Source organism: Nocardia sputi (assembly GCF_023501985.1).
The window spans coordinates 107,957-130,514 of record NZ_JAMFLC010000006.1 but is presented as its reverse complement, the minus strand read 5'-3'; the positions used below and the strand labels follow the sequence as shown (position 1 = coordinate 130,514).

The following is a 22,558-nucleotide window of genomic DNA, read 5'->3' as shown; positions in this document are numbered from 1 at the left end:
GTGTCGCCCACCCGGTGGGGTGTTCGCTTTAGGGCGGGGCGGGGGGTGGTGGCGCCCCCCCCCCCACGCCCGCGTGGACCGTTATTCAGCGTGCGCCAGAGCCACTCGCTGCCTCTCGGTATCGATATCGAGGATGCGGACCGTCAGAGTGGCGCCGATTTGCGGCTCGGTGGACCACTCGGTTCGGTGCAGCAACCCGTGGATTCCTGGAGCGACCTCCAAGAACGCGCCGAACGGCACGATCTCTACGACGGTCGCCTCCAGCACTCCGCCCTGAGCGTGCGCGGCGACGAAGTCCGGCCAGCCGCGCTGCTGCGGCGTTTCCGAAGGGGACATATGTTCACCTCCTTCCGATGTCCCTGTAGTACATGGGATTTCGCGAAGAAGGAGGGCGGGCCCCTGGCCCGCCGGATGATCACAGCGCGGCCGGGCGACCGTTCTGTGCGCGGCGTGTCGCCGACCCGGCAGTCATGACGACGACCTTAACTCAGCGCATCACGCGCGGCAAGACCTGCCTACGCCGATGCGGGAATCACTGCCCGCGAACACTATTCACCGAATCGCGGAGATCGCTTCGATCGAGGCGGGCGGGGCTCAGCGTTCCCGTTCGGACCAGAACGCACAGTGGTGCCTGATGGCGAAGTCCTCGATCACGACGCTGCCGGTTGCCCGCATGAGCAGCGTCGGCCCGTCGGAACTCTGCCCTGCCGACTCCGGCCACGCCGGCCATTGGGATGCGCCTGGACCGTTCGGGTCACCGGTATGGGCGAAAGTGGTCCACCATCGTTGCATTTGCGCCGCGAACGCGGCGGACGCCCCGGTCCATGGGATGGGCACTCCCATGAGACCGGTGAACAGATACGGAAGTTCGGCGGCGTGGAAGGCGCCGGGCAGGACCGGATCGGCGTCGCCGAACGGCGCCTGATCGAATTCGTACTGCCACAGGGGATGTCCCGTGTCGCGCGCGGTGCGGCTGGTGAACAGCGCGGGACAAGCGAGAAGACCGTCGGTGATCACCGCGGTCTGAGCGGCTGACGGTGAGGGATACCGATCGAGGGGGTAGCGGGCGAGTACGCGATCGGCATAACCGCCGAATGATTGGCGGACGTAGCGCTCGTAGCTCGCCGCGTCCGGGACGTGGCCGCGGGCGTAATCGGATTCCGCGACGAACAGCGCGCCTTCCGCGCTGTTGCTCCCCACGATGAGCGGTCTCTTGCGCTTGTCTCCTGCCAGGGCTTCGGCGAGTGTGCGGGTGACGACGACGCCGTCGATGCTGGGCACCCAGACGGGGGTCGGCCCGTCGAATCGGACGGTCGGCGAATCCAGGAGCTTCGCGGCGGGAAGCGCGCGAAGGCAGCTCGAACGTGTCGCGGCGTCGCCGCATCCGATGCTCTCCGCGTAGCGCTGTGAGCGTGCGAAGGCATCGTCCCGATTGCCGGGGACCAGCGGTGACTGTGCGCACGAGCCGCTTTGGACGATCGCTTTGGCGAACAGATCGTCGGAGCCGGGTGCGGCGAAGTGTGTGCAGACGCTTCCGCCACCTGCCGATTCACCGAAGATCGTGACATTGCCCGGATCGCCGCCGAAGGCACGCGCGTTCTCGCGCACCCATCGCAGAGCGGCTTGTTGGTCCTGGATGCCGACCGTTCCGGTGGCCCCGCCGGACTCGGCGGCCAGTTCCGGGAGCGACATGAAGCCGAACGGTCCGAGGCGGTAGTTCGGGACTGCGACGATGACGTCGCCGTCGGCGACCATCCGCGTGGGGGCGTCATATTGACTGTTGGAGCCGGTGACGTAGCCGCCGCCGTGGAGAAACACCATGACCGGCAACAGTCGGCCGGGTGCCCGGTCCGGCGCGTACACATCGATGGTCAGGCAGTCCTCGCTGGTGGGTCCGGTCGGTGGTAGGCCGGGCAGGTAGCCGTTCTGCGGACATTGCGGACCGTGGTGGTGAGCAGGCCGCACGCCGGGCCACGGCGGTACCGGACGCGGGGGGCTGAACCGCGCTCCGCCACCGGTGGGGGCCGCGAAGGGAATACCCAGGTATTCGACGATGCCGTCGGCGGCGTGGCCGGAGATCTCGCCGCCGGTCACGATCACCACCAGCGGCATGGACGCCACCGCCGGAGTACTCGCCAACCCCAGACCGCCGGCGAGGATCAGGGAGATCGCGGCTCGCACGCTCGAGCGAATCATGGCTGGCCAATACCTCCGATGCGGTCGCTACGGTCGGCGGCGAGGTTTCGTCCTCGTCCGCGGTAGCCGGCACGATCGGATCGATCTCGCGGTGGTTTCCGATGCGGTGCCGCAAAGCCCGCTCGAAACGAGCCGAATCGCCGCTCGAACCCTCACCCGGCGGATCACACGCCTGTGGCGCCGTAAAACATTCCGGCCGTACACGTCGACGAGGTCCGTACCCGCCCGGCGCCTGCGGCAGCGAACTCGTGCCCGGCCCTCATCGCCCGCCCGGACTCCAGACCCGCGAAGCCGCCGCTATGGGCTCGAGCTGGAGTAATGGCATCTCGGACCGATGCTACAGCGGTCCGGGGCACGTGGAGGTGCACGACGCAGCGGGCGACGAGCCGATGACGTCGCCGTCATCGACACGGCCACCCCGGCCGCGCATCCGTCTCGGACGCGCTGTCGGCGGTCGCTGACCGGCCGGCTCGCCGGTCAGCTCTCCGCGAGCAGGGCGAGTTCCTCGGCGAGAACCTTGACGGTCTCGCGAATCTGGTCCTCGGTGTGGCACGCGGTGACGAAGAACCGCAGCCGTGCGAGGTCTTCCGGCACCGCCGGATACAGGATCGGGTTGACGTTGATGCCGCGGCGCAACAGCGCGTTCGACAGTCGCAACGTCTTCATCGAGTCGCCCACGATGCACGGGATGATCGGCGTGTCGTGGCTGTCGCCGGTGTCGACCCCCACCTCCCGGGCCAATCGCAGGAACAGTCGAGAATTGCCGCGCAGACGTTCCAGGATGGCGCCTTCGGACCGCAACTGACGGATCGCCGCGGCCGAGGCGGCTGCGTTCATCGGCGTCATGCCGACGCTGTAGACGAATCCTGGCGTCGTGTACTTCAGGAATCGGATCAGTTCCGCGCTGCCCGCGACGTACCCGCCACAACCGGCGAGCGCCTTCGATGTCGTCCCGGACCACAATTCGACGTCGTCGCGATCGACGCCGAAATATTCGCCGATTCCACCGCCGCCCGCGCCGAGCACGCCGACGCTGTGCGCCTCGTCGATCATCAACAGCGCCTTGTGCTTCTTCTTGACGGCGATGATCGCGGGCAGATCGGGGATGTCGCCGTCCTGGCTGTAGACGCCTTCGATCAGGATCAGCACCCGCCGGTACCGATGGCGGATCTCGGTGAGCAGTTCGTCGAGGGCGGCGTGATCGTTGTGCGGGAACGGGCGGCGGGTCGCGCCCGACAGCTTGCAGCCTTGCATGATGCTGTCGTGCGCGAGGCTGTCGTGGATGACGAGGTCCTCCGGTCCTACCAGATGCCCGATGATCGTGACGTTCGTGGAGTGGCCGCCGACCAGTGCGATGGCGTCCTCGGTGCCGAGCAGGGCCGCGAGTTCGGCCTCGAGTTCGCGGTGCACCGGCTTCTCGCCGGAGAGGATCCGGCTGGCCGAGCACGAGCTGCCATAGCGGGCCACCGCGTCCTGCACGGCGGCGACGACCGCCGGATGGCCGGACAATCCGAGGTAGTTGTAGCTGGAGAAGTTGATCACCGAGGCGCCGTCGATGACCGAGGTGTCCTTGGTGACACCGTCGTTGACCAGGAAGTAGGGATTGGACAGGCCGAGCGATTCGGCGCCGGCGAGCCGGTCCGCGATCGACTTCACCTCCGCGAAATCCGAGATCCGGTACTCCGGCTCGGCGACCTCACACGACGGTTCGGGCATCCCGCCGGCCGCAGGGCCGGCTGCCTGCTGCGGGACGGGCGCACCCACTCGACCGGTCAGGTAGGAGGTGACGTCGCCGAGCGTCGTCGTGGGCGTGAATCTGCTCGGGTCGACGGTCAGGCGGGGTAGCTTGCGAACGAGCGCGGCGATCAGGTCGGTCAGCATGAGCGAGTCGAAGCCCAGGTCGTCACCGAGCGTCTGGGCATCGCGGAGCCGGTCGGCCGGGAATCCGCTCACCCTGGAGAACTCCGCGCGCACGACGCTCGCGACGGCTGCGGGGGGCATCGGCGGGTCCGCGGTGGCCGTGCCCACCGCGGTCGTCGGAGTCACGATGTCGTGCGGTGTGACCGTCTCGGTCGCGACCGGCGCCGCCCCTCGGGGTTGTGGAACGTGCCCGGCGGACGGAGCGCCGACCAGACTCGCCAGGACGGCGTTCTGTTCGCGGAAGAGTGCGATCAACTGGTCCATGGAGGTTTCCTCGGATTGAGTGGAAGGCGTTGCGGTATTGCGTGGTTCGACCCAGAACCGTTGGTCGGTGGAGAACTCGTATCCGGGCAGCCTGCGGCGGACGCGCTGCGCCGGCTCGTAGAGCCGGTCCCAGTCGGGGTCGAGCCCGTCGCGGTACAAAGCGGCGACGGTCTCGGCGAATGCGACGCCTGTCGCACCTGGTCCCGGGCTGGGCGTCAGGCAGCGCGCCGCCAGATCCGGGCGGGTCCGGCCGACCATCGCGGCCAGGACACGGCGCGGCCCGATCTCGACGACGTGGCTGGGCTCGGTGCCGAGAGCGGCTTCGATGGCCTCGCCGAAGCGGACGGTGGCGCGGACGTGCTCGACCCAATACGCGGCGTCCATCGATTCGCTGGCGTCGAGCAGGCGACCGTGGACGGTCGAGTAGAGCGGAAGTGCGGGTGTGCGATAACCGCATTCGCGGGCGACTGCCTCGAACTGCTCCAGCATGGGTTCCATCAGCGGGCTGTGGAAGGCGTGGGAGACGTTGAGGACCGTGGTCTCCACCCCGCGAGCCGTGAGCGCGTCCCGCCCCCGGGTGATCGCCGATGCCGCACCGGAAAGCACGATCTCCCGCGGTCCGTTGACGGCGGCGAGCGCCATCTCCGGTTGGTCGGCGAGCAATTCGGCGACCTCGGCCGCGTCCGCCCGCACGGCCAGCATCGCCCCGCCCTCCGGCAACCGTCGCATCAGCTCCCCTCGTGCGACGACGAGGCGGCACGCGTCGTCCAGGTCGAACACTCCCGCCACCGCCGCGGCCGCGAACTCGCCGATGCTGTGCCCGATGACCCACGCGGGCCGGACGCCGACGTCGGCCAGTGCCTTGGCCAGGGCGTACTCCATCGCGAAGATCGCCGGTTGCGCGAGATCGGTGCGGTCGATCTCGGTGTGCTCGTCGAGCGTCAGCTCACGTACCGAGTGACCGAGATGAACCGTCATGACCTGGTCCACCATCGCCAGAGCGTCCCGGAACAACGGGACTTCCGCGTCGAGCGCGCGCGCCATGCCTGTGAATTGCGAACCCTGGCCGGTGAACATCCAGCCGACGCCGAGCGGTCCCACGACCCCGGTGTCCGCGCCGGCGCGCAGCCGCGCGACGGCGGCGTCACGATCGGCGGCCACGACGGCGAGCCGGGCGCGGCCGGAGGACTTGACCTGGTTGCTCGTCCAGCACAGTTGCGCGAATTCCTCCGGCGGGGTGGAACCCAGCGCGTCGGCCAGGCGACGGGCGTTGCGCCGCAACCCTTCCTCGTCGTTCGCCGACAGCGTGAGCACGCCGCCGCCGGAGGACGTGGGGGTCTCGGCGGCAGGAGCGCTGCCCAGCACAACATGGGCATTCGTGCCGCCGATGCCGAAGCTGCTGACTCCCCCGTATCCGGGTCCCTCCAGCGGCATCGGTTCGGTGAGCAGACGCAAACCCTGCTCGGCCATCCGCAGCCGCGGATTCTCCTGATCGGCGAACCTCGACGGCGGGACGATACCGTGCCGCAAGCTGAGAGCGACTTTGAGCAGGCCCGCGACGCCCGCCGCGCCTTCGGTGTGACCGAGATTGCCCTTGATCGATCCGACGCCGCAAAGCCGCCGCTGGTTGCGTGCGTGCAGCTGTCCCAGTGCTTTGACCTCGATCATGTCGCCGAGCACCGTTCCGGTGCCGTGTGCCTCGAGGAAGTCCACCTCCTCGGGCCGTACCCCGGCGCGCTCGCACGCCTCGCCGATCACCTGCTGCTGCGCCCAGCGGTTCGGCGCCGTGATGCCGTTGCTGCGCCCATCGGAATTGACCGCGCTGCCCTTGATCACCGCGTAGATCGGCAGCCCCGCGGCCTGCGCGTCGGCGAGGCGCCGCAGCACGAGCACCGCGACGCCCTCGCCGCGCACGATTCCATCGGCGTTGCCGCTGAACGGCTTGCACCGCGCGTCCGGCGCGGAGAGACCGGCCTGGGTGTAGAACACCCCGACGGCGGGCGTGAGCACCAAGTTGACACCACCGGCGACCGCTTGATCGCATTCGCCGGAAGCCAGTGCGCCGCAGGCGAGGTGGATCGCGACCAGCGACGACGAGCACGCCGTGTCGACCGCGACACTCGGCCCTTTCAGGTCGAACTGGTAGGACAGCCGGTTGGCGGTCATGAAATATCCGTTGCCGGAACCGTGCTGCGGGGTGATCGCGGCATAGTCGCTCATCTGCAGGTTGGCCCATTCGTTGGCCATCACCCCGACGAAGACCCCGGTACGGGAACCGGCCTCGGCGCGCGGATCGAGCGTGGCGTCTTCGAAGGCCCGCCAGGTGGCGTGCAGCAGCAACCGCTGCTGCGGATCCATCGCCTCGGCTTCGCGCGGGGTGATGCCGAAGAATTCGGCGTCGAACGCGTCCGCGTCGTCGAGGAAGCCGCCGCTGCGGGTGTTGATGGTGCCGGGGGCACCGGCCGGATCGTGGTACTCGGCGGCATTCCAGCGGCTCGCCGGAACCTCGGAGATCACGTCACGTCCGTCGATCAGCAGCCGCCACAGCGCGGCCGGATCGGGTGCTTGCGGGAATCGGCAGTCGAGGCCGACGATGGCGATGTCGGTCATGCGGCGAGGGCGAATTCGGTGGCGATGTAAGCGGCGATGTCGGCGATGGTGGGGTACTCGAAGACCAGGACCGGGTCGACCTCGAGTGACCATCGGTCCTCGATCTCGCCGCACAGGTTCACCGCCGAGACGGAGTCCAAGCCCAGTTCGGCGAGCGGGACGACCGGATCGACGTCGCGGGCCGCGCGTTCGGTGTAGTCCGCCACGCGCTCCACGAGCCAATCCTCGATCGTCGTCGGGCGAACGGCTGTGGTGCTGAACATGTTTCGGCTCCTCGGCTGGTATGGGTGGATCAAGCGGTCAGGGTTCGGGTCAGCGCCGGTTCGAGATCCTCGTGCAGGACACCCTCGACACGATGTGCGAGCAGCGAGTCCCGCATCGCGGCGCGCTGGACCTTCCCGCTGGTCGTGCGCTGGACGGCCCGGGGCTCGACGAGCACCACGTTCGGCGCCGATACGTCGAATCCGCGGGCGACGGCGATCTTGATCGCCGAGGTCAGCTCGGCCAGTGTCGTGGCGCCTTGCCGCGCCGTCTTGACGCCCTGCACCACGACGAGTCGTTCCCGGCCGCCCGTGTCGACGGAGACTGCGACACCGGCGGCGCCGAGCGCCGGATGCAACCCGCGCACGAGTTCTTCGATGTCCTGCGGGTACAGGTTGCGGCCGTTGACGATCAGCAGATCCTTGTGGCGCCCTGCGACGAACAGTTCGTCCTCGTGCAGCAGACCGAGATCTCCGGTGCGCAGGAATGGGCCCTCGGCATCGAGGTACGCACCGAATGTCTCGCGCGACTCGTCGGGGCGGTTCCAGTAACCCGCGGCGACGCTCGGGCCCGCGATCCAGATCTCTCCGACCGTGTCGTCCGGAACCTGCCGTCGCGTGTCCGGGTCGACGATGCGGATGTCCAGACCGGGGGCCGCTCGTCCGCAGCCGACGAGCCGGGCTTCGCGACCCACGTCGAGGTAGACCGGCGCCGCGTCGATGGATCCGCCGCTGGCCAGCAACGTCACCTCGGCCAGCCCATAGGCGGGAAGCAACGCCGTGGGTCGCAGACCGGCGGGCGCGAATCGCTGCGACACGGCCGCGATGGTTCGTTCACGGACCGGCTCGGCGCCGCTCAGGGCGATCTCGACGCTGCTCAGATCGAGTTCCGCCAACTGTTCGTCGGTCACCCTGCGGACGATCAGGTCATAGGCGAAGTTCGGTGCGGCGGTGAAGGTCGCGCGGTATTCGCCGATGGCGCGCAGCCAGCGCACCGGATGCTTCAGAAAACTCGTCGGCGCCATGAACACCAGGTCCGCCCCGACGTACAGAGACCCGAGCAGCGTGCCGATCAGGCCCATGTCGTGGAAGTGCGGGATCCAGCTGACGCCGATCGAGGCATCGCTCAACCCGGCCGAGGCGATGGCGGCTTCGTTGTGCATCAGGTTGCCGTGCGTGACGACGACACCCTTGGGGTCGCCGGTCGACCCCGACGTGTACTGGAGGAAGGCGATCGTCTCGGGGCCGATGTCGGGCATGCGCCAGTGGTCGGGGTCGCCGAGCGGGCGGTCGGTGGCGACGACGGCCGCGCTGGTCGCGGTCTCGAGCAGCGGCTGGACGTCGCCGGTCGTGAGAACCAGCTCGGCGCCGGAATCCGCGACGATGCCCGCTACGCGGCGGGCGCTGCCCTCGTCGTGCGGCAGGGGCGCGGGGACCGCGATCACGCCCGCGTACAGGCAGCCGAGAAACGCGCGCAGGAACGCCAGCCCGTCGTGATAGAGCAGCACGACGGGCTGCGCCGATTCCGGGCGGTCGGTCAGCCAGACTGCGACAGCCCTGGCGTCGCGGTCGAGTTCGAGGTAGGTCGATACCTCCTCGCTCAACTCCCGCCCGACCTCGTGCAGGTAGGTGAACGACCTGTTCACACCGTAGGTAGAAGTTTGCTGCCTTACGTGGTGAACGAAACTCGGCTGCATCTCGTAGTTCCTCGATAGCGATCGACATCAGGTTCAGCTACTACTGTCCGCCGTGTACATCCCCATAACCAGTGACCTCAGGGAGCATCCAGCAACCCCCGGGGGTGGACGAATAGCCACCCTTGGGTTCGTGGTCGCGGCCCCAAGAGGCCGATAGCCGCGCATCTCTGTCATCACCCACCCCCGCAGCCTTCGACGCGGGCGGCGCCGTCCACTAGTTGCTTAGGTCAAGCAACTACTATATATTTGCGTAGCGCAAGTAACTAGTGGTCTGGAGTAGACATGGCAGTCTCGCCCGATACGGCCCAGAGCCTGATTCGAGAGCTCTACCTGATGGGCCGGGCCATCCGTATCGCGCTCGCACACCCGGAAGAAGGGCAATTGCTTCCGGGCGGCATCGGGGTACTGGGCGCCCTCGAATCCAAAGGCTCGAGTCGGCAAGGGGACCTCGCCGCGGACTTGTGCATCAGTCCCAGCGCATTGAGCAGGCACATCACCGAACTCGTCGGCGCCGACTACATCAGCAGGCACGCCGATCCCACCGACGGCCGGGCCACCCTGGTCCGGGTGACCGACAAGGGGCGCGATCTGCTGCACCGCGTGCGGGCATCGCGGGCCCGGGGATTGCAGAACGTCCTGGCCGACTGGAGTGAAGACGACGCCGAGCAGGCCTGCCTCGCCGTCCAGAAGCTCCGCGGCGCACTGACCACGCACGCCCACAGCACCCCCGTCGGCGCTCACCAGCCGGTTTCGAAAGAAAGTCAGGAAGTGGATGTCTAGTTCAGTCGAGGCGGTGACGCGACGCGACCCGTACGCGATGACCCACCGTGAAGTCTTGGAGGCGATGACCGGGCTGCTCGCGGCGTTGTTCACGGCGCTGCTCAGCACGACGATCGTCGCCACCGCGCTGCCCACCATCATCGGCGATCTACAGGGGTCGCAGACCGCCTACGCCTGGGTCATCACCGCGGCGCTGCTGGCGAACGCGGCCTCCACGCCGATCTGGGGCAAATTCGCCGACCTGTTCAACAAGAAGCTGCTTGTCCAATCCGCCATCGTCATTTTCGTGGTCGGCTCGGTCATCGCGGGCTTCGCGGGCGATGTCGCCCTGCTGCTGGTCGCGCGCGTCGTTCAGGGCGTCGGCATGGGCGGGTTGACCGCGCTCGCCGTCGCGATCATCGGCTCCATCGTCGCGCCGCGCGAACGCGGGCGATACTCCGGCTACATGGGCGCTGTCATGGCGGTTTCGATGTCCGGTGGGCCCATCCTCGGCGGCGTCATCGTCGACAGCCCGCTGGGCTGGCGCTGGTGTTTCTTCGTGTGCGTGCCGCTGGCGGTGATCGCACTGGCGCTCTTGCAGCGGACCCTGCGGCTGCCTACCGAGCGCAAGGCCGGGGTGTCGATCGACTGGCTCGGCGCCGCTGCGCTGACCGGCGGCGTGTCCGTGCTGCTCATCTGGGTGTCGTTCGCCGGAAAAGCCGGTTACTACGACTGGGTGTCGCGGGAGTCGGCGCTCTACGTGACCACCGGCGTGCTGCTGCTGATCGCGACCGTGTGGGTCGAGTCCCGCGCCGAGTCGCCGATCATCCCCTTGCCGATCGTCACCGAACGCACCACGGGCCTGGCGATCATCGCCTCGATCGCGGTCGGCGTCGGCATGTTCGGCGCGACCACCTTCCTAGGCCAGTACTTCCAGACCGCGCGCGGCTACTCCCCCACCGCGGCGGGCGTGCTGACCATCCCGCTCGTCGCGGGCATGCTGATCGCCTCGATCGGCTCCGGACAGCTGATCACCCGGCGCGGAAAGTGGAAGGCTTTCGTGGTCGCCGGAGCCGCGCTGCTGGTGGCCGGGTTCACGCTGCTCTCGACGATCGACCACGCGACGAGCCTGTGGCTGGTCGGCGGATACATCACCGTCGTCGGACTCGGCGTCGGCATGATGATGCAGAACCTCGTCCTGGCCGTGCAGAACACGGTGAGCGTGCACGACATCGGCGCCGCGTCCAGCAGTGTCGCCTTCTTCCGCACTTTCGGTGGCGCGATCGGTGTCTCGGTGCTGGGTTCCGTGCTGGCCACCCGGGTCGGTGAACTGTCCGCGGAGGGATTCGGCAGGCTCGGTATCCGGACCGAGTCCTCCGGCGGCGGCAACCTGGATATCGGCGCACTTCCCGCGCCCATCGCGACCATCGTGCGCGCCTCCTACGGCGACGCGACCGGGCGGATCTTCCTCATCGCCGCGGCCGCGACGGTGGTCGCGCTCATCGCGGCCGCGCTGCTGCCGAACCGCCCGCTGCGCCGCACCATCGACATCGATCCGGCAGTGGACCCGATGCAGTCCGACGCTCGCACCACCACTCGGCAGGCGGGTTCGGGGAGTCCCGCGCAGCAGGCTGACGCCGGACAACCGGCTCTGCTCAACTGAGCCGCCGATCCACGGGCGGCCGGCGAAGCTCCGCGGCTCCGCGCCCGCCTGCTGCGCGCGACGGCGAATCAGCGTGGCGGCCGCTCCACGGAGCGCAGGTCCACGGTCGTCGCGGAGGTGAGGGCAACGGCCAAGCAACGCAGTTCCCCCGGAATCAGCACCGATCGGATCGCCCCCTGGAAACACTCCAGCATCGCGCCGTCGCACCACCGCACGTCGTAGCGGTACCAGCACCGGCACGCGCCCCCGGCGCGCTGGATGTCGCGCTCGACCCGGACGGCCAGTTCGGTGAGCGCGGCGCGCACCTGGCTCGGCTCGCCGGTGCTCGCGATCTTCCACCACGGCCGGTTGAAATAGCCTGGTTCGGAGATCTCGACCAGGTAGAGCAATGGCATCCCCACGGCGTCGGAGGCGGTCATACCGCTCAGACTGCCCCAAACCGGACTGGACGTATGGGTGAAACGCCGGGCTTCCGACCGTCGCCCGGGTCACGATTCGATGTAGTCCAACAGCCAGGTCGGACCGACCACCTCCGCCCCCAGCGCCGCGACGCGCTCGCGCAGTTCCCGGTCCGCCGTCACCACCGTGATGGGACGGCTGCCGTCGTTCGCGCGCGCCGCGGCGACCGCGCCGACGATCGCGTCATCGCCCGAACCGTCCGCCCGCACCACGCGCAAGCCGGCGAGGTCCCGATCCGTCGCCCGGTCGACCGCGGCCTTCGCCGCCCCCTCGAGCACCACGATCACCTCGGTGGGATTCGTCATCCGCTCCGGCAGCATGGCCACTTTCCCGAGTAAGCGACGAGCAGCGCCGGCCCGGTCGCGCCACCAACCGTCGGGCCGCGAACCGACGACATTGGCGGCATCCACCACGATCAGCCGAACACTGTCATCCGCCACTTGCTCAGTCTCCCCTACCCCGCGGTGGTACACCGCCACCTGCGAAGGGCGGCGTTCGGTGGGTCACCGTACCGGCAAGGGACTAGGGATCGCGGGCTCGGCCGCCCGCACTGCGGCGAGCGCGTTCACCCTGCCGTACCCGTACTTGTCGCTGTGCCCGTCGGCGTCGTAGCCGCCGCCCTGCGGATCGATCTTGTCGCAACTGCCCTTCAACAGGTCTTTCACCTCGGTCCACGTCAGATCCGGATTCACCGACAGCATCAGGGCCACCACCCCGGCGGCGCCCGGGCAAGCGCTGGAGGTGCCGCCGAAGTCGTTGGTGTAGTCGCCCGCCGCATCCCCCGACGCCGCCGTGCCGGGGTTGTAGCCGCGGGCGCCGTGCCGGTCCACCGTCCAGATTCCCGGCGTGCGGGGGTCGGGATGTCCGAAGGGCCGGTGCCCGAAGTCGCTGCTGGGGAACGCGCACCACACCGCTTTACCGAAATCGCTGTACACGCTGCGTTTGCCGGTGTCGTTGCACGCCGCGACCGCGATCACTTTCGCGAAACCGGCATAGCCGTCGTTGTCGACGGATTCGTTGCCGTTGCCCGCTGCGAACAACACCACACAACCCTTGCCCGCACGTCCGGCGCCGACGGCGTGTTCGATCGCCAACCTGGTGCTCGCCGGTAGCGGCACCACCCGGTTGTGCACCGGATCGTTCGGCTCGAACCATTTCCCGTCGGCCGGCCCCCAGCTGCACGAGATGACGTCGGCGCCGTGATCGGCGGCCCACACGAAGGCGTCCGCCTCGGCCTGCGATCCGAGTCCGGAGGCGAGCCGGATGGGCATCAGCGCGGCCTGCGGCGCCACGCCCGACGCTGCGCCCGTGCCGTTGGCGCAGGCCACGCCCGCGCACGCGGTGCCGTGGTTGTCACCGTTGTCGGGACCGGTGCCGAAGGTGTCCTTGGGACGCGGATCGCTGGTCTTCGACGTCACGTCCCGCGGCGCGACCACCTTACCGGCGCCCGCGAATTCGGGATGGTCGATATCGACACCGTCATCGATGACGGCGATCGTCACCCCGGCCCCACGGGTGAGGGCATGAGCGGCTTCCACTGCCGCGTGCGCGTCGATCGTGACACCGTCGATGGTGGTCTTCTTCAAATGCCACTGCTGAGGAGAGATCGCCTTCCTTGAACGGCGCCGGATCAACTCCGGGTGGCAATTCTCCACATCGTCGCGATCGAGCAGCGCGTTGGCGATATCGAAGACCCGCTGGCCGGTGCCCTCCGGCGCTGCCGTGAAGTAGGCGTTCCTCGCATACGAAACCCTCTGCTTCACAGTGAGCTCCGCTGCGTCCAGCACGGCGAGACAATGCTCGTGCGCTACGCCGTCGACGAACTTCACGAAGATGTTCTCGGTGTAGAGCACCGGTTCCTCGGTGCCGGGGTCGACCAGGACGTGCCCGGCGAACCGCACCTCCGGCGCGGCTTCGAGCACCGGCTTGCGTTCTTCCACCGACCTCGACCCCGCGGGCAGCCGATATACCTCCACCCCGGCCTCCGGGTAGGCCTGCACCAGCGTCGCGTCATCGAGTTCGCCACTGAGCGGTGTGGGCACCGACCCCGATTTCCGCCGGATCCCGCGACCGCTGTGCGTGCGCACCACGATCAGATCGGGGCTCTGCTCGAGTTCGAAACCGGGATCTTCTCTCGTACCGAAATTCGCTGTGGGCACCGTGATCTCCTTCGCCATGGGGACCGAGCACCTGTGAACCTAGCTCCGGCCACCACGAAAATACCGAGTAGCGCGGTACTCGCCTTTCGGCAGGTTCGGACTCGGCACACTCGCTCGGCCGTCACGCCGCTTGCACCCGGCGACCTGACCTCGGTCGGGGACACCCGCCCACGGCGCGAGCAGCCGACGGGGATTCTCGCCGCGGATCCGTATTCTCCACGCGAATCCACGGCGAGAGCCGGCCTGCGCGCGGACGAGCCGCGCAATCGGTCAGCGGAAGGCCCGCCGGTACGCCTGAGGCGTCACACCCACGGTCTTGCGAAAGACCTTCCGGAAGGCGGCCACCGAAGAGAAACCCGTCTGGCCGGTGATGCACTCCATTGTGAGGATGGTCGTCTCTAGCAATACCTGGGCCTTTCGCACCCGGGCGGTCTGGAGCCACTCGTTCGGCGTCATCCGGACCTGCTCGTGGAAGCGCCGGATCAGCGTGCGCTTGCTGACTCCGGCTCGCTCCGCGAGATCGAGCACGGTGATCTTCTCACCGAGCATCGTCTCCGCCCACTCCAATGTGGGATTGATCGACTTGCTGTCCGCCTCCGAACGCGGACGTTCCGCGATGAACTGCGCTTGCCCCCCGTCGCGTGTCAGTGGCATCACCGAGAGCCGGGCGGTATCCGCCGCGACAGCGGTGCCGTAATCCTGCCGAACCATATGGAGGCACAGGTCCAGTCCCGCCGCGGCGCCGGCCGAGGTCAGGATGCTCCCGTTGTCCACGTACAGCACCGTGGGGTCCACGCGGACCCGCGGATAGCTCCTCGACAATTCGGTAGCGGCCATCCAATGCGTCGTTGCCCGCCTGCCATCGAGCAGGCCGACCGAGGCGAGCGTGAACGCACCCAAGCAGATCGATGCGACCCTCGCGCCGCGCTCATGGGCACGCATCAATGCCCTTCTCAATCGCTCCGATGGCTGCGCCCGGTAACTCATCGCTCCTGGGACGACGACGGTTCCGGCCTCCTCCTCGAGAAATTCGATGTCACCGAGGCATGAGATCCCGAAGAACTTCGACGGAACGTCGGAGCGCACCCCGCATACCTCGACTCGGTATGCGGGCTCGCCATCCTCCTGTCGGGCACGGCCGAAGATTTCGATGGGGACCGAGAGATCGAACGGAATCACATCATCGACGGCCAGAACAGCCAATGACCTCATGTCCTCGACCTAAACGACTTGCTGGTCCGCTTCCGGCCCGGCAATCACCAACCCCGCTCGGATCAAGCGCTTCAAGGCCCGCCCCTGCAACACCGTCAACTGTGGCGCCAGCTCCGACCACCGGGCGGGGCCTCGGGTCAGCGTTTCCCATAGTTCCTTGCCGCCGTCCCGTTCCAGGCACCGCACCTCGATCTCGGGGTCCGCCGCGGAATAGATCCGGTGGCACGGCACGGTGTCGGCCAGTGGCGAAGGCGCGGCGTCACCGTTGGCGAGGAGGTCTCGCCAGTACGCGGCCAGCCCGTCACGCGCCTCCTGGGGGATCTCGAACGGCGGCGACATGCCTTTGAAGCCCGGTATGTCGGCTCCCATGCCCGAGCGGATCCGTGCGTCTTCCGACAGCGCCACGATGTCGCCCTGCGCCAGTTCGACCGCGTCCGCGGCGGTGAAAGCCCGCAGATAAGGTCCTTCGGTGGCGAGGTCACGCGGGTCGCGGGTCCCCTTCGTCATGATGTTCAGCAGGTCGGGCACCAGCGCGGTGTTCAGCAGCGCCTGGAACGTCCCTTCGGTGGCGTTGTCGACCTCCACTCGCCGCCCTTGCGCGCTCCAGTACGGGCTGTCGGGATGCGAACGCGAGATCTCGTGGTACCACTGGTCGATGCTCAGCGCCCATGTCTCCGCCATCCCGCGCCACTCGACGTCGTAATCACGCCAGAGGTCTTGCTTGGCTTGCTCGTCCAACTCCTTGTCGAATGTCTTCCGCAGGACCAATGCGGCCGCCCAGGCTTGGGTGACGGCGAAGGACATCCCGGAAGAGAACAGGGGGTCGACGAAGTACGACGCGTCCCCGACCGCCATCCAGCGATCCGAGTACGAGCCGAAGCACTCGCTGATCCGGGAATAGTTGGTCGCCGTCAGCATCTCGGGACGAATCGGTTCGGCGTCCGCGACCAGGTCCTGCAGTACCGGGATCGACTTGATGGTCTTCAGGAAGATGTCCGGGTCACGCAGATCCACGCGGGCGATCGATTCCGGATTGGTGACGATACCGATCGACCACACGGTTTCCCGAGTGCCATCGACCAGACGAGGCGTCGGGATGTACCACACCCACCCGTGCTCGAAGGCCACCGCGTAGATCGGCGACAGATCCTCCGCCCGGAAGACGTTCCAGTCACCCGCAGCCCGTTGCGCCGGCACGCAGTTGCGGTAATGCGACCAGACGGCCACATTGCGGTACTCCGAAAGCCATTGCTTGTCCCGCTGCGAACCGCGGGCGGCCACCTGATTCGCCCGGCCGGACGCGTCGACGAAATACCCGGCCCTGACCTCGGTGCCGTCTTCCAGGACGACCGTGGCGTCCTTCGCACCGGGGAGGAACCGCACGATCCGCACTCCCTGGAAGACGTGCGCACCACAGGATTCGGCGTGATCGAGCAGAACGGTGTCGAATTCGGCGCGATTGACGTGAACCGACCATCGGTACACGCCGTCGACCAGGTAGTCCGAGTGCTCGAAGAAGCCCACGAACGGCCGCTGGGTGTCCCACTGGTAGATACCGCCGAACTTCTGGATCCAGCACTCGCTCGCGAGCACCTTCTCGAGAGCGCCGCTGGCTTGCAGGACGGGAACCAGTGGATGCGCTCCCGATTCCCCGATGTGCTCGCGGGGGAACACCTCGCGGTCGAAAATCGCCACGCGCAGGTCTGTTTCGCGGCACAACATCGCGGCGAGAGTGGACCCCGCGGGACCACCGCCCATGATGACGACGTCGTACTCGGTTGCTGGTCTGGAAACTTGTGGAGCCATTGACGTTCCTCTCCGATGGCTGATTGCTCAGATGATTTGAATGCGCTGAAGATGCCGCGAGACCGATCCGGTGAACGCATTCCTGCCGTGCAGCAGAGCGTGGTTCTCGACCACGACGATGTCGCCGGTCCGCCACTGGTGGGCATAGCAGTAGCGCGCGTCGTGCAGCCGCTCGCGCAGGTCCTCCATGACGCGCACCCCGTCCTCGGCCGAGATTCCCTCGACGGTCAAGAACAGCGGATTGGCGTAGCGCGCCGGATCCAGCGGCTCGGCGTATCGGATCGTCGTCTCGCCCGTGACGGGATGCGTTCCGAGCAGCGGCCATTCGGCCGAGCCACCGTAGTGCGCGAGTTTGTCTGTCCGGTATGTGATCGTGGTGCGAGCCCAGAGCTCCTTCAGATCTTCCGGCGCCTCCCGGTAGACCTGAACGCTGTCACAGAACACGGTCTCGCCGCCGGCGCCCTCTCCTCGCACGCACTGGAAGAGGAAGAACCGCGGCACGTGCTCGGCGAACGCCCCGTCCCAGTGGAACGGGACATCGTCCCGGTCGAAAAGGTAGTTGTCGGGAGTGTCCCGGACCACCAGATCGAGAATCGACCCGAAGTTCCACTGAAGGATCTCGCCGGCCGCGCGGCAGTAGTTCTCCAGTTCCGGTTTGCCGAGCAGGCCGAATCCGCGCAACACGACCACTTTCTCGCTGAGCGTCGTTGCGAGCAGCTCCTCGATCGGCACGTCGGCGAGGGTCTGCCCCTCCGTCGCGGACGCCACGAGACGACCGAACGGCCGAAGCCGCTGCCCTCCCAGCAGCAATTCGCTCGAACTTTTCGTCATGACCTTATGACCTTCCTTACACTCGCTAGGAATCGGTTTGCGGCGTCCTGCCGAGGACGAAGTGACTGGGGCGACTGTTGCGCCATACCAAGCGAGCGCCCAATTCCTCGGCATACATCCGCTTGACCAGCGTGTGGCTGGTTCCGTCGTCGAGCACCACGCCGTGCCACGGCGTCAGCCAGCTGTCCTGGGTCCGCAGGAGATGGAAACCGATCTTCTCGGAATGATTCGCCTGCGGATGAATCGACAGTCGCACCGCCTCGGTGAAGATCTGCGCCATCAGGCGGCTCCACGCTTGGCTGCGCTGCACCACTTCGTACGCCGTCTCCTTCGACCGGTTCCGCCGTTGGGTGGCGGACAGGTCGGGCAGCAGCACGGCATTGTCCTCGACCATGAAACGGTGGATTCCGTTGAACATTCGCCGTGCGGCAGGATCGGTGCGCACCGCTGCGCGTAGTGCGCCGATGCCGTCCGAGTACTCCGCCAGCAGACGCCGCCTGCGTTCGTCCCAGGTCATCTCGGGCATCGCGTCCCGCAATCCGTACAGGCCGATGGAGCCGCCGCCGGTCGACCGGATCATCCGGCGAAGCTCCGCACCGTAGTGATCGACGTGCACGTCCGGGATTCCGAGCGTGTCGCTGAAGACATGGCCGTCGGAACAGATGGTCACGATCGCGCCCGGCCGGTAGACCGACGAGATCTGGTCACAGAATCCCTGCAGCGACTCGATCGCCAGTGCCTCGGCCATGTCGGGCAGACGACCGAGCGTCTTGCGGCGGTTACGCGACTTCGCCGGGAACGCCGGAATGACGAAATGGACCGGCGTACCGGCCTCGATGTACCGGATCACCTTGGGCAGGTGCGGTGCGAAACACTCCGCGCACGGAGCCAGCTCACACACCGACTTCGGCTCGGCGCTTCGCCGGCGCGCGAAGACCATGCGAAGTATCTCGGTGGCAACCGATTCCGCGTCATGGTCGTGTCTGGAGTAGGACTGTTGTCGCCCGAGCTCTTGGAGACGCTCGGACCCGTTGTCGACAGTCGTATTCATTACTACCTTCCGAACATACGACACAACGAGCGCACACAACCGGACCGCACGGCGCATTTCCGCGATTCACGCGGACCGGACCGTCGGTGAATTGTCTGCGATCAGAATGCCTGAGCGGGATTCGAAATCAGGAAGGAGAATCCGTTCGAAACCCCGTATATGCGAACCCTAAAAGTTCATAACCAGATGCGATTCACGTAATTCATTTGATCGAACACCCCCCATATTCAGAACTCGTTCCCTGACTCAGAACACATCCCAGGATACCGCCGAGGCGGCGGCGAGGCAACCGAATTGTTCCCACCGTCGATAAAACGTGAATCGGAGGCCCGTGGCGCACCACGAGCCTCCGACCGGAAAATTTCCGCTGATTTCGAGCGCGATCCGAAGGTCTAACCGACCACCCTTTCTTCGACGCTGGGAGCTCGCCTCGGCCGAGCGAACCGACGCATAGCAGGTGCTTCCACGAAGGTGAACAACATCCAAGCGGCGAGGATGTTCAAACAGAATAAAAGGAAGATTATCAGCACGGCGACCGGCACACTGAACGTGGCGGCATCCATGAGGCGGCGGACATAGAACAAAGTGACGCCCTGACAGATATAGAAGGCGAAGGAGATTTCACCGAGCTTGACCGAGAGCCGGCTCGACAGGAACCGTGACGTCCCCTCGATGTCGGACTGGGCGGCCGATCCGATCAGCAGGGCGAGCGGAACCGCGGTCGCCAGGACGAAGCCGACGTAGAACGGCGTGTACATCGCCACCACATAACCCACCCCGACCGCGGCCACCGCGGCCCAGAGCGGAATCCGTATCCATCGCCCTTCCATTACGATACGCGCCACGAACACACCGAGGAAGAATTCGAACAGACGCGACGGAGGAAAGAGGTAACCGAACCACAGCTGCAGAACGGGAATCGGCGTGAGTTCGGATTTCTCGGAGCCGGGGACGACGAAGGCCGTCAAGAGGACGATCACGGCAATGCCCGCCACCATGGCGGCGGCTCCGTGCCACAGATACTTCCTGTCGATTCGCAGCACCGCCGGTATCACGAATGGAAACAGAACATAGAACAGCAGCTCACAGGACAACGTCCACGACGGCGTGTTGACTCCTGCATTGATGTAGTTCTGCGGGAACCACGCATGGAGGAGGAAGAGATTCGGCAACCAAGCTTTCCATGGCGTGATAGCCGCGGCGAAAAGAACCATCGACGCCACCCAGAGCGTGAGGTGGTTGGGGAATATCTTGACCACTCGTCGCCGGATGAACTGCAATTTGCTCGATCCCGGTTTCCACGACCAAGTCAGGACGAAGCCGCTCAAAATGAAGAAGAAGGACACCCCGAGGAATCCCAACTTCCCTACAGCCCACGCCGCGTCGTACGCGACGTCCGGATCGGCGAAAAGATTGACCGGCTTGTAGGGAGGTATCGGCGAGTTCGGCAGCATCACGTGGAAAACGAACACCGAGAGCGCCGCGAAGAACCGCAGTCCGGTCAGGGACGGCAGCCGTTTGCGCTTGTCGATTTCCATCGGATCAGCCCAGCCCTACGACGAACGGGAACTCCGGCCTGCCGCCCATCAGGAAGGCTCCGGTGGACTGGATCACCTGGTCGTGCGCGATGATGTGCCGCGCCATCGTGTTCATGTCGCGCAGCCAGATATCCAGCGGATCCGGCCGGTAGATCGAATCCGTACCCACCAGCTCGCACAGGCGGGAGACGATCCGCAGCGCGGCGCGGAAAGCATGGGTCCTGGCCAGCGCGGTCGCGATCCTCGTGTCCGGTGGCAATTCCGCGAAACGGTTGCCCTCCAGAGCGTCCCACAGTGCCTCCACCGTGTTGACGACGGCGCCGCGCGCGACGATGTACTCCATCTCGCACTCGCCCAGCAGGTACTGCGCACGGTAGTTGTCCGCCCATTTCTGCCCGGCCGCGGGCACTGTCTTGCCGTCCGCGAGTCCGCGGACGTAGTCCAACGCGGCGCGCGCCGTACCCAGCGGTACACCGGGCATGATCCGGGCCAGCGCTTCGGGCTCGGCCAGCTTCCCGCTACAGCTCTTCCTTTCGCCGAACGCGAAGGAATAATGCTCGGGGACGAAGAGGTCCTCGACCGCGTAGTCGTTGCTTCCGCTGCCACGAAGACCTGTGGTGTCCCAGGTGTCGAACACGGTGACCTGATCGCGGCGCATGAAGAAGAGCCGGACGACCGGCCTGCCGTCCGCGGTCGCCTCCGGGATTCCTCCCGATGTCACGAATGCCCCGCCGATGACCAGGTCGGCATGCGTGATCGCGCTGCCGAACTTCCATCGTCCGGTCAGTTGATAACCACCGGGGGTGCGCTCGGCACGGCCGGCCGGGAAGATCAGACCCGCCGTGATCAGGTCCTGGCTCGGCATGAGCTCCGCGATCGCCTGCTCGTCGAGATATCCCGCGTAGATGCCGGTGGCGGCGCCGATCATGGCACACCACCCGGTCGCCGTGTCGCCGTACGACAGGGCCTCGACCACTTCCAGCTGCTCGAGGGAGGTCAAGCCGGGACCGCCGATCTCCGAGCTGAAACCCATTCGGTAGACGCCGATCTCGCGGAGTCGCTCCACGATGTCCACCGGAAGCTTGCGCTCGGCATCGATCTCGCTGCGGCGTGCCGCCAAATCGGGCGCCAGGGAACGTACCGCCTCCAGCAGGGAGGTCGCCGAAATTGTTGCTGCAGTCATCGTTCGATTTCCTATGCCAGAGAGGTTTCGTGCGATTCGGACCGATCGCGCAGGAGCAGCTCGATCGCCGAGGTGGTCTGCTCGGGTCCCAGCGCGGAGTAGCCGCCGTCCACGGTCCACTCGGCGCCGGTCACGAAGCTCGCCCTGGACGAAGCGAGAAAGGCGGCCACCTCACCGATTTCCCGGGCATCGGCCGCCCTGCCCAGCATGTGGAATCGGGAGGCCACCGCGTCGGTCCGCGCCCGGTCCCCTTCGGTGATCTCATCCATCACACGCGACCAGGTCCAGCCCGGCGAGACACTGTTGACGCGGATCCCGTCACCGGCGTATTCCAGCGCGAGACTTCGGGTCAGTTGCAGCAACCCGGCCTTGCTCACCGGGTATTGCACTCGCCCGGCCTGCGCGATCCGTCCACTGGGCGAGGTGAAGTTGACGATGGACCCTCCCGCGTCTCGCAGAGCGGATCGCGCCTGTCCGCACAACATCGCCGTACCGACGACATTGGTGTTCAGCACCTCCAGCCACTGTGCCCGCATGTCCGCGGTGGAGCCGTCGTCGCCGTAGACGCAGGCGATGTTGACCAGAGCGTCTATCCGGCCGTGCCGGTCGACCGCGGTCGCGACGAACGACCTGATGGACGAATCGCTGCGGAGATCGATCGGCACGAAGACGGCGCGATCGCCGATACCGGCGGCCGTCCCCTTCCCGCCGTCCGCATCGATGTCCCCCAGCACAACATTCGCGGAATACCCGGCGAAGACCCGAGCGACCTCCGCGCCGATTATGGTTGCCGCACCGGTTACGAGTACCGTCTTACCTTCGAACAACGTCGACTCCCCTCAGCTGCGCCCTCCGACTGGCTCCAGCCATAGATCGAAGTATTCACAACCAAAAGAGCGACCAGCCAGTCCGATTCGCGACAGACATGCACTCCTTTGCGCCACACGCTC

At 66.8% G+C, this 22,558-nt stretch carries 17 protein-coding genes; 2 read left to right on the top strand and 15 right to left on the bottom strand.

The genetic code is table 11. The features are described from left to right. Positions 1-81: 81 nt before the first annotated feature. The 5 genes from M8859_RS11750 to M8859_RS11730 all read right to left on the bottom strand — a co-directional run bounded on the left by M8859_RS11750 (position 82) and on the right by M8859_RS11730 (position 8,896). On the bottom strand, positions 82-336 hold the full coding sequence (locus M8859_RS11750) for a S1 RNA-binding domain-containing protein (RefSeq protein WP_195070681.1): 255 nt from the start codon (positions 334-336) through the stop codon (positions 82-84). A gap of 258 nt (positions 337-594) precedes the next feature. Then, positions 595-2,196, bottom strand: coding sequence for a carboxylesterase/lipase family protein (locus M8859_RS11745; RefSeq protein ID WP_159926720.1), 1,602 nt, complete (start codon positions 2,194-2,196; stop codon positions 595-597). A gap of 477 nt (positions 2,197-2,673) precedes the next feature. Next, the gene (locus M8859_RS11740) at positions 2,674-6,990 is read right to left on the bottom strand and encodes a type I polyketide synthase (RefSeq protein WP_249644214.1); all 4,317 of its coding nucleotides are present in this window, start codon (positions 6,988-6,990) and stop codon (positions 2,674-2,676) included. Further along, complete coding sequence (locus M8859_RS11735) at positions 6,987-7,253, bottom strand: acyl carrier protein (protein ID WP_249644213.1); 267 nt, start codon at positions 7,251-7,253, stop codon at positions 6,987-6,989. The genes M8859_RS11740 and M8859_RS11735 overlap by 4 nt, the downstream gene beginning before the upstream one ends. A 29-nt stretch (positions 7,254-7,282) precedes the next feature. Further along, complete coding sequence (locus tag M8859_RS11730; protein WP_249644212.1) at positions 7,283-8,896, bottom strand: fatty acyl-AMP ligase; 1,614 nt, start codon at positions 8,894-8,896, stop codon at positions 7,283-7,285. 333 nt (positions 8,897-9,229) lie between these two features. Between M8859_RS11730 and M8859_RS11725 the strand changes: the two genes are divergently transcribed. Further along, positions 9,230-9,727, top strand: coding sequence for a MarR family winged helix-turn-helix transcriptional regulator (locus M8859_RS11725; protein WP_159926712.1), 498 nt, complete (start codon positions 9,230-9,232; stop codon positions 9,725-9,727). Continuing rightward, entirely contained in the window at positions 9,720-11,369 is a 1,650-nt protein-coding gene (locus M8859_RS11720) for an MDR family MFS transporter (protein ID WP_236565553.1), read from the top strand. Before M8859_RS11725 ends, M8859_RS11720 begins: the two co-directional genes overlap by 8 nt. Positions 11,370-11,437: 68 nt before the next feature. Here M8859_RS11720 and M8859_RS11715 read toward each other — a convergent pair whose 3' ends face one another. The 10 genes from M8859_RS11715 to M8859_RS11670 form a co-directional block, all read right to left on the bottom strand. Continuing rightward, complete coding sequence (locus M8859_RS11715) at positions 11,438-11,788, bottom strand: hypothetical protein (RefSeq protein ID WP_195070686.1); 351 nt, start codon at positions 11,786-11,788, stop codon at positions 11,438-11,440. Between the two features lie 69 nt (positions 11,789-11,857). After that, complete coding sequence (locus M8859_RS11710; RefSeq protein WP_159926708.1) at positions 11,858-12,268, bottom strand: PIN domain-containing protein; 411 nt, start codon at positions 12,266-12,268, stop codon at positions 11,858-11,860. A 63-nt stretch (positions 12,269-12,331) separates the two neighbouring features. Next, positions 12,332-13,987, bottom strand: coding sequence for a S8 family peptidase (locus M8859_RS11705; RefSeq protein ID WP_249644211.1), 1,656 nt, complete (start codon positions 13,985-13,987; stop codon positions 12,332-12,334). A 270-nt stretch (positions 13,988-14,257) separates the two neighbouring features. Further along, positions 14,258-15,199: a GlxA family transcriptional regulator gene (locus M8859_RS11700; RefSeq protein WP_159926704.1), complete on the bottom strand. Its 942-nt coding sequence runs from the start codon at positions 15,197-15,199 to the stop codon at positions 14,258-14,260. A 9-nt stretch (positions 15,200-15,208) separates the two neighbouring features. After that, positions 15,209-17,005: an NAD(P)/FAD-dependent oxidoreductase gene (locus M8859_RS11695; protein WP_159926702.1), complete on the bottom strand. Its 1,797-nt coding sequence runs from the start codon at positions 17,003-17,005 to the stop codon at positions 15,209-15,211. Between the two features lie 27 nt (positions 17,006-17,032). Then, positions 17,033-17,836 (bottom strand): TauD/TfdA dioxygenase family protein, encoded by an 804-nt coding sequence (locus M8859_RS11690; protein ID WP_159926700.1) that lies wholly within the window; start codon positions 17,834-17,836, stop codon positions 17,033-17,035. Positions 17,837-17,861: 25 nt separating this feature from the next. Continuing rightward, positions 17,862-18,887, bottom strand: coding sequence for an L-tyrosine/L-tryptophan isonitrile synthase family protein (locus M8859_RS11685; protein ID WP_195070688.1), 1,026 nt, complete (start codon positions 18,885-18,887; stop codon positions 17,862-17,864). A gap of 392 nt (positions 18,888-19,279) precedes the next feature. Next, positions 19,280-20,425 (bottom strand): acyltransferase family protein, encoded by a 1,146-nt coding sequence (locus M8859_RS11680; protein ID WP_195070689.1) that lies wholly within the window; start codon positions 20,423-20,425, stop codon positions 19,280-19,282. 4 nt (positions 20,426-20,429) lie between these two features. Next, positions 20,430-21,608 carry an acyl-CoA dehydrogenase family protein gene (locus M8859_RS11675; RefSeq protein ID WP_249644210.1) on the bottom strand — a complete coding sequence of 393 codons (1,179 nt, stop codon included), beginning with the start codon at positions 21,606-21,608 and terminating at the stop codon, positions 20,430-20,432. An 11-nt stretch (positions 21,609-21,619) separates the two neighbouring features. Then, positions 21,620-22,435: an SDR family oxidoreductase gene (locus M8859_RS11670; protein ID WP_159926692.1), complete on the bottom strand. Its 816-nt coding sequence runs from the start codon at positions 22,433-22,435 to the stop codon at positions 21,620-21,622. Positions 22,436-22,558: the final 123 nt, after the last annotated feature.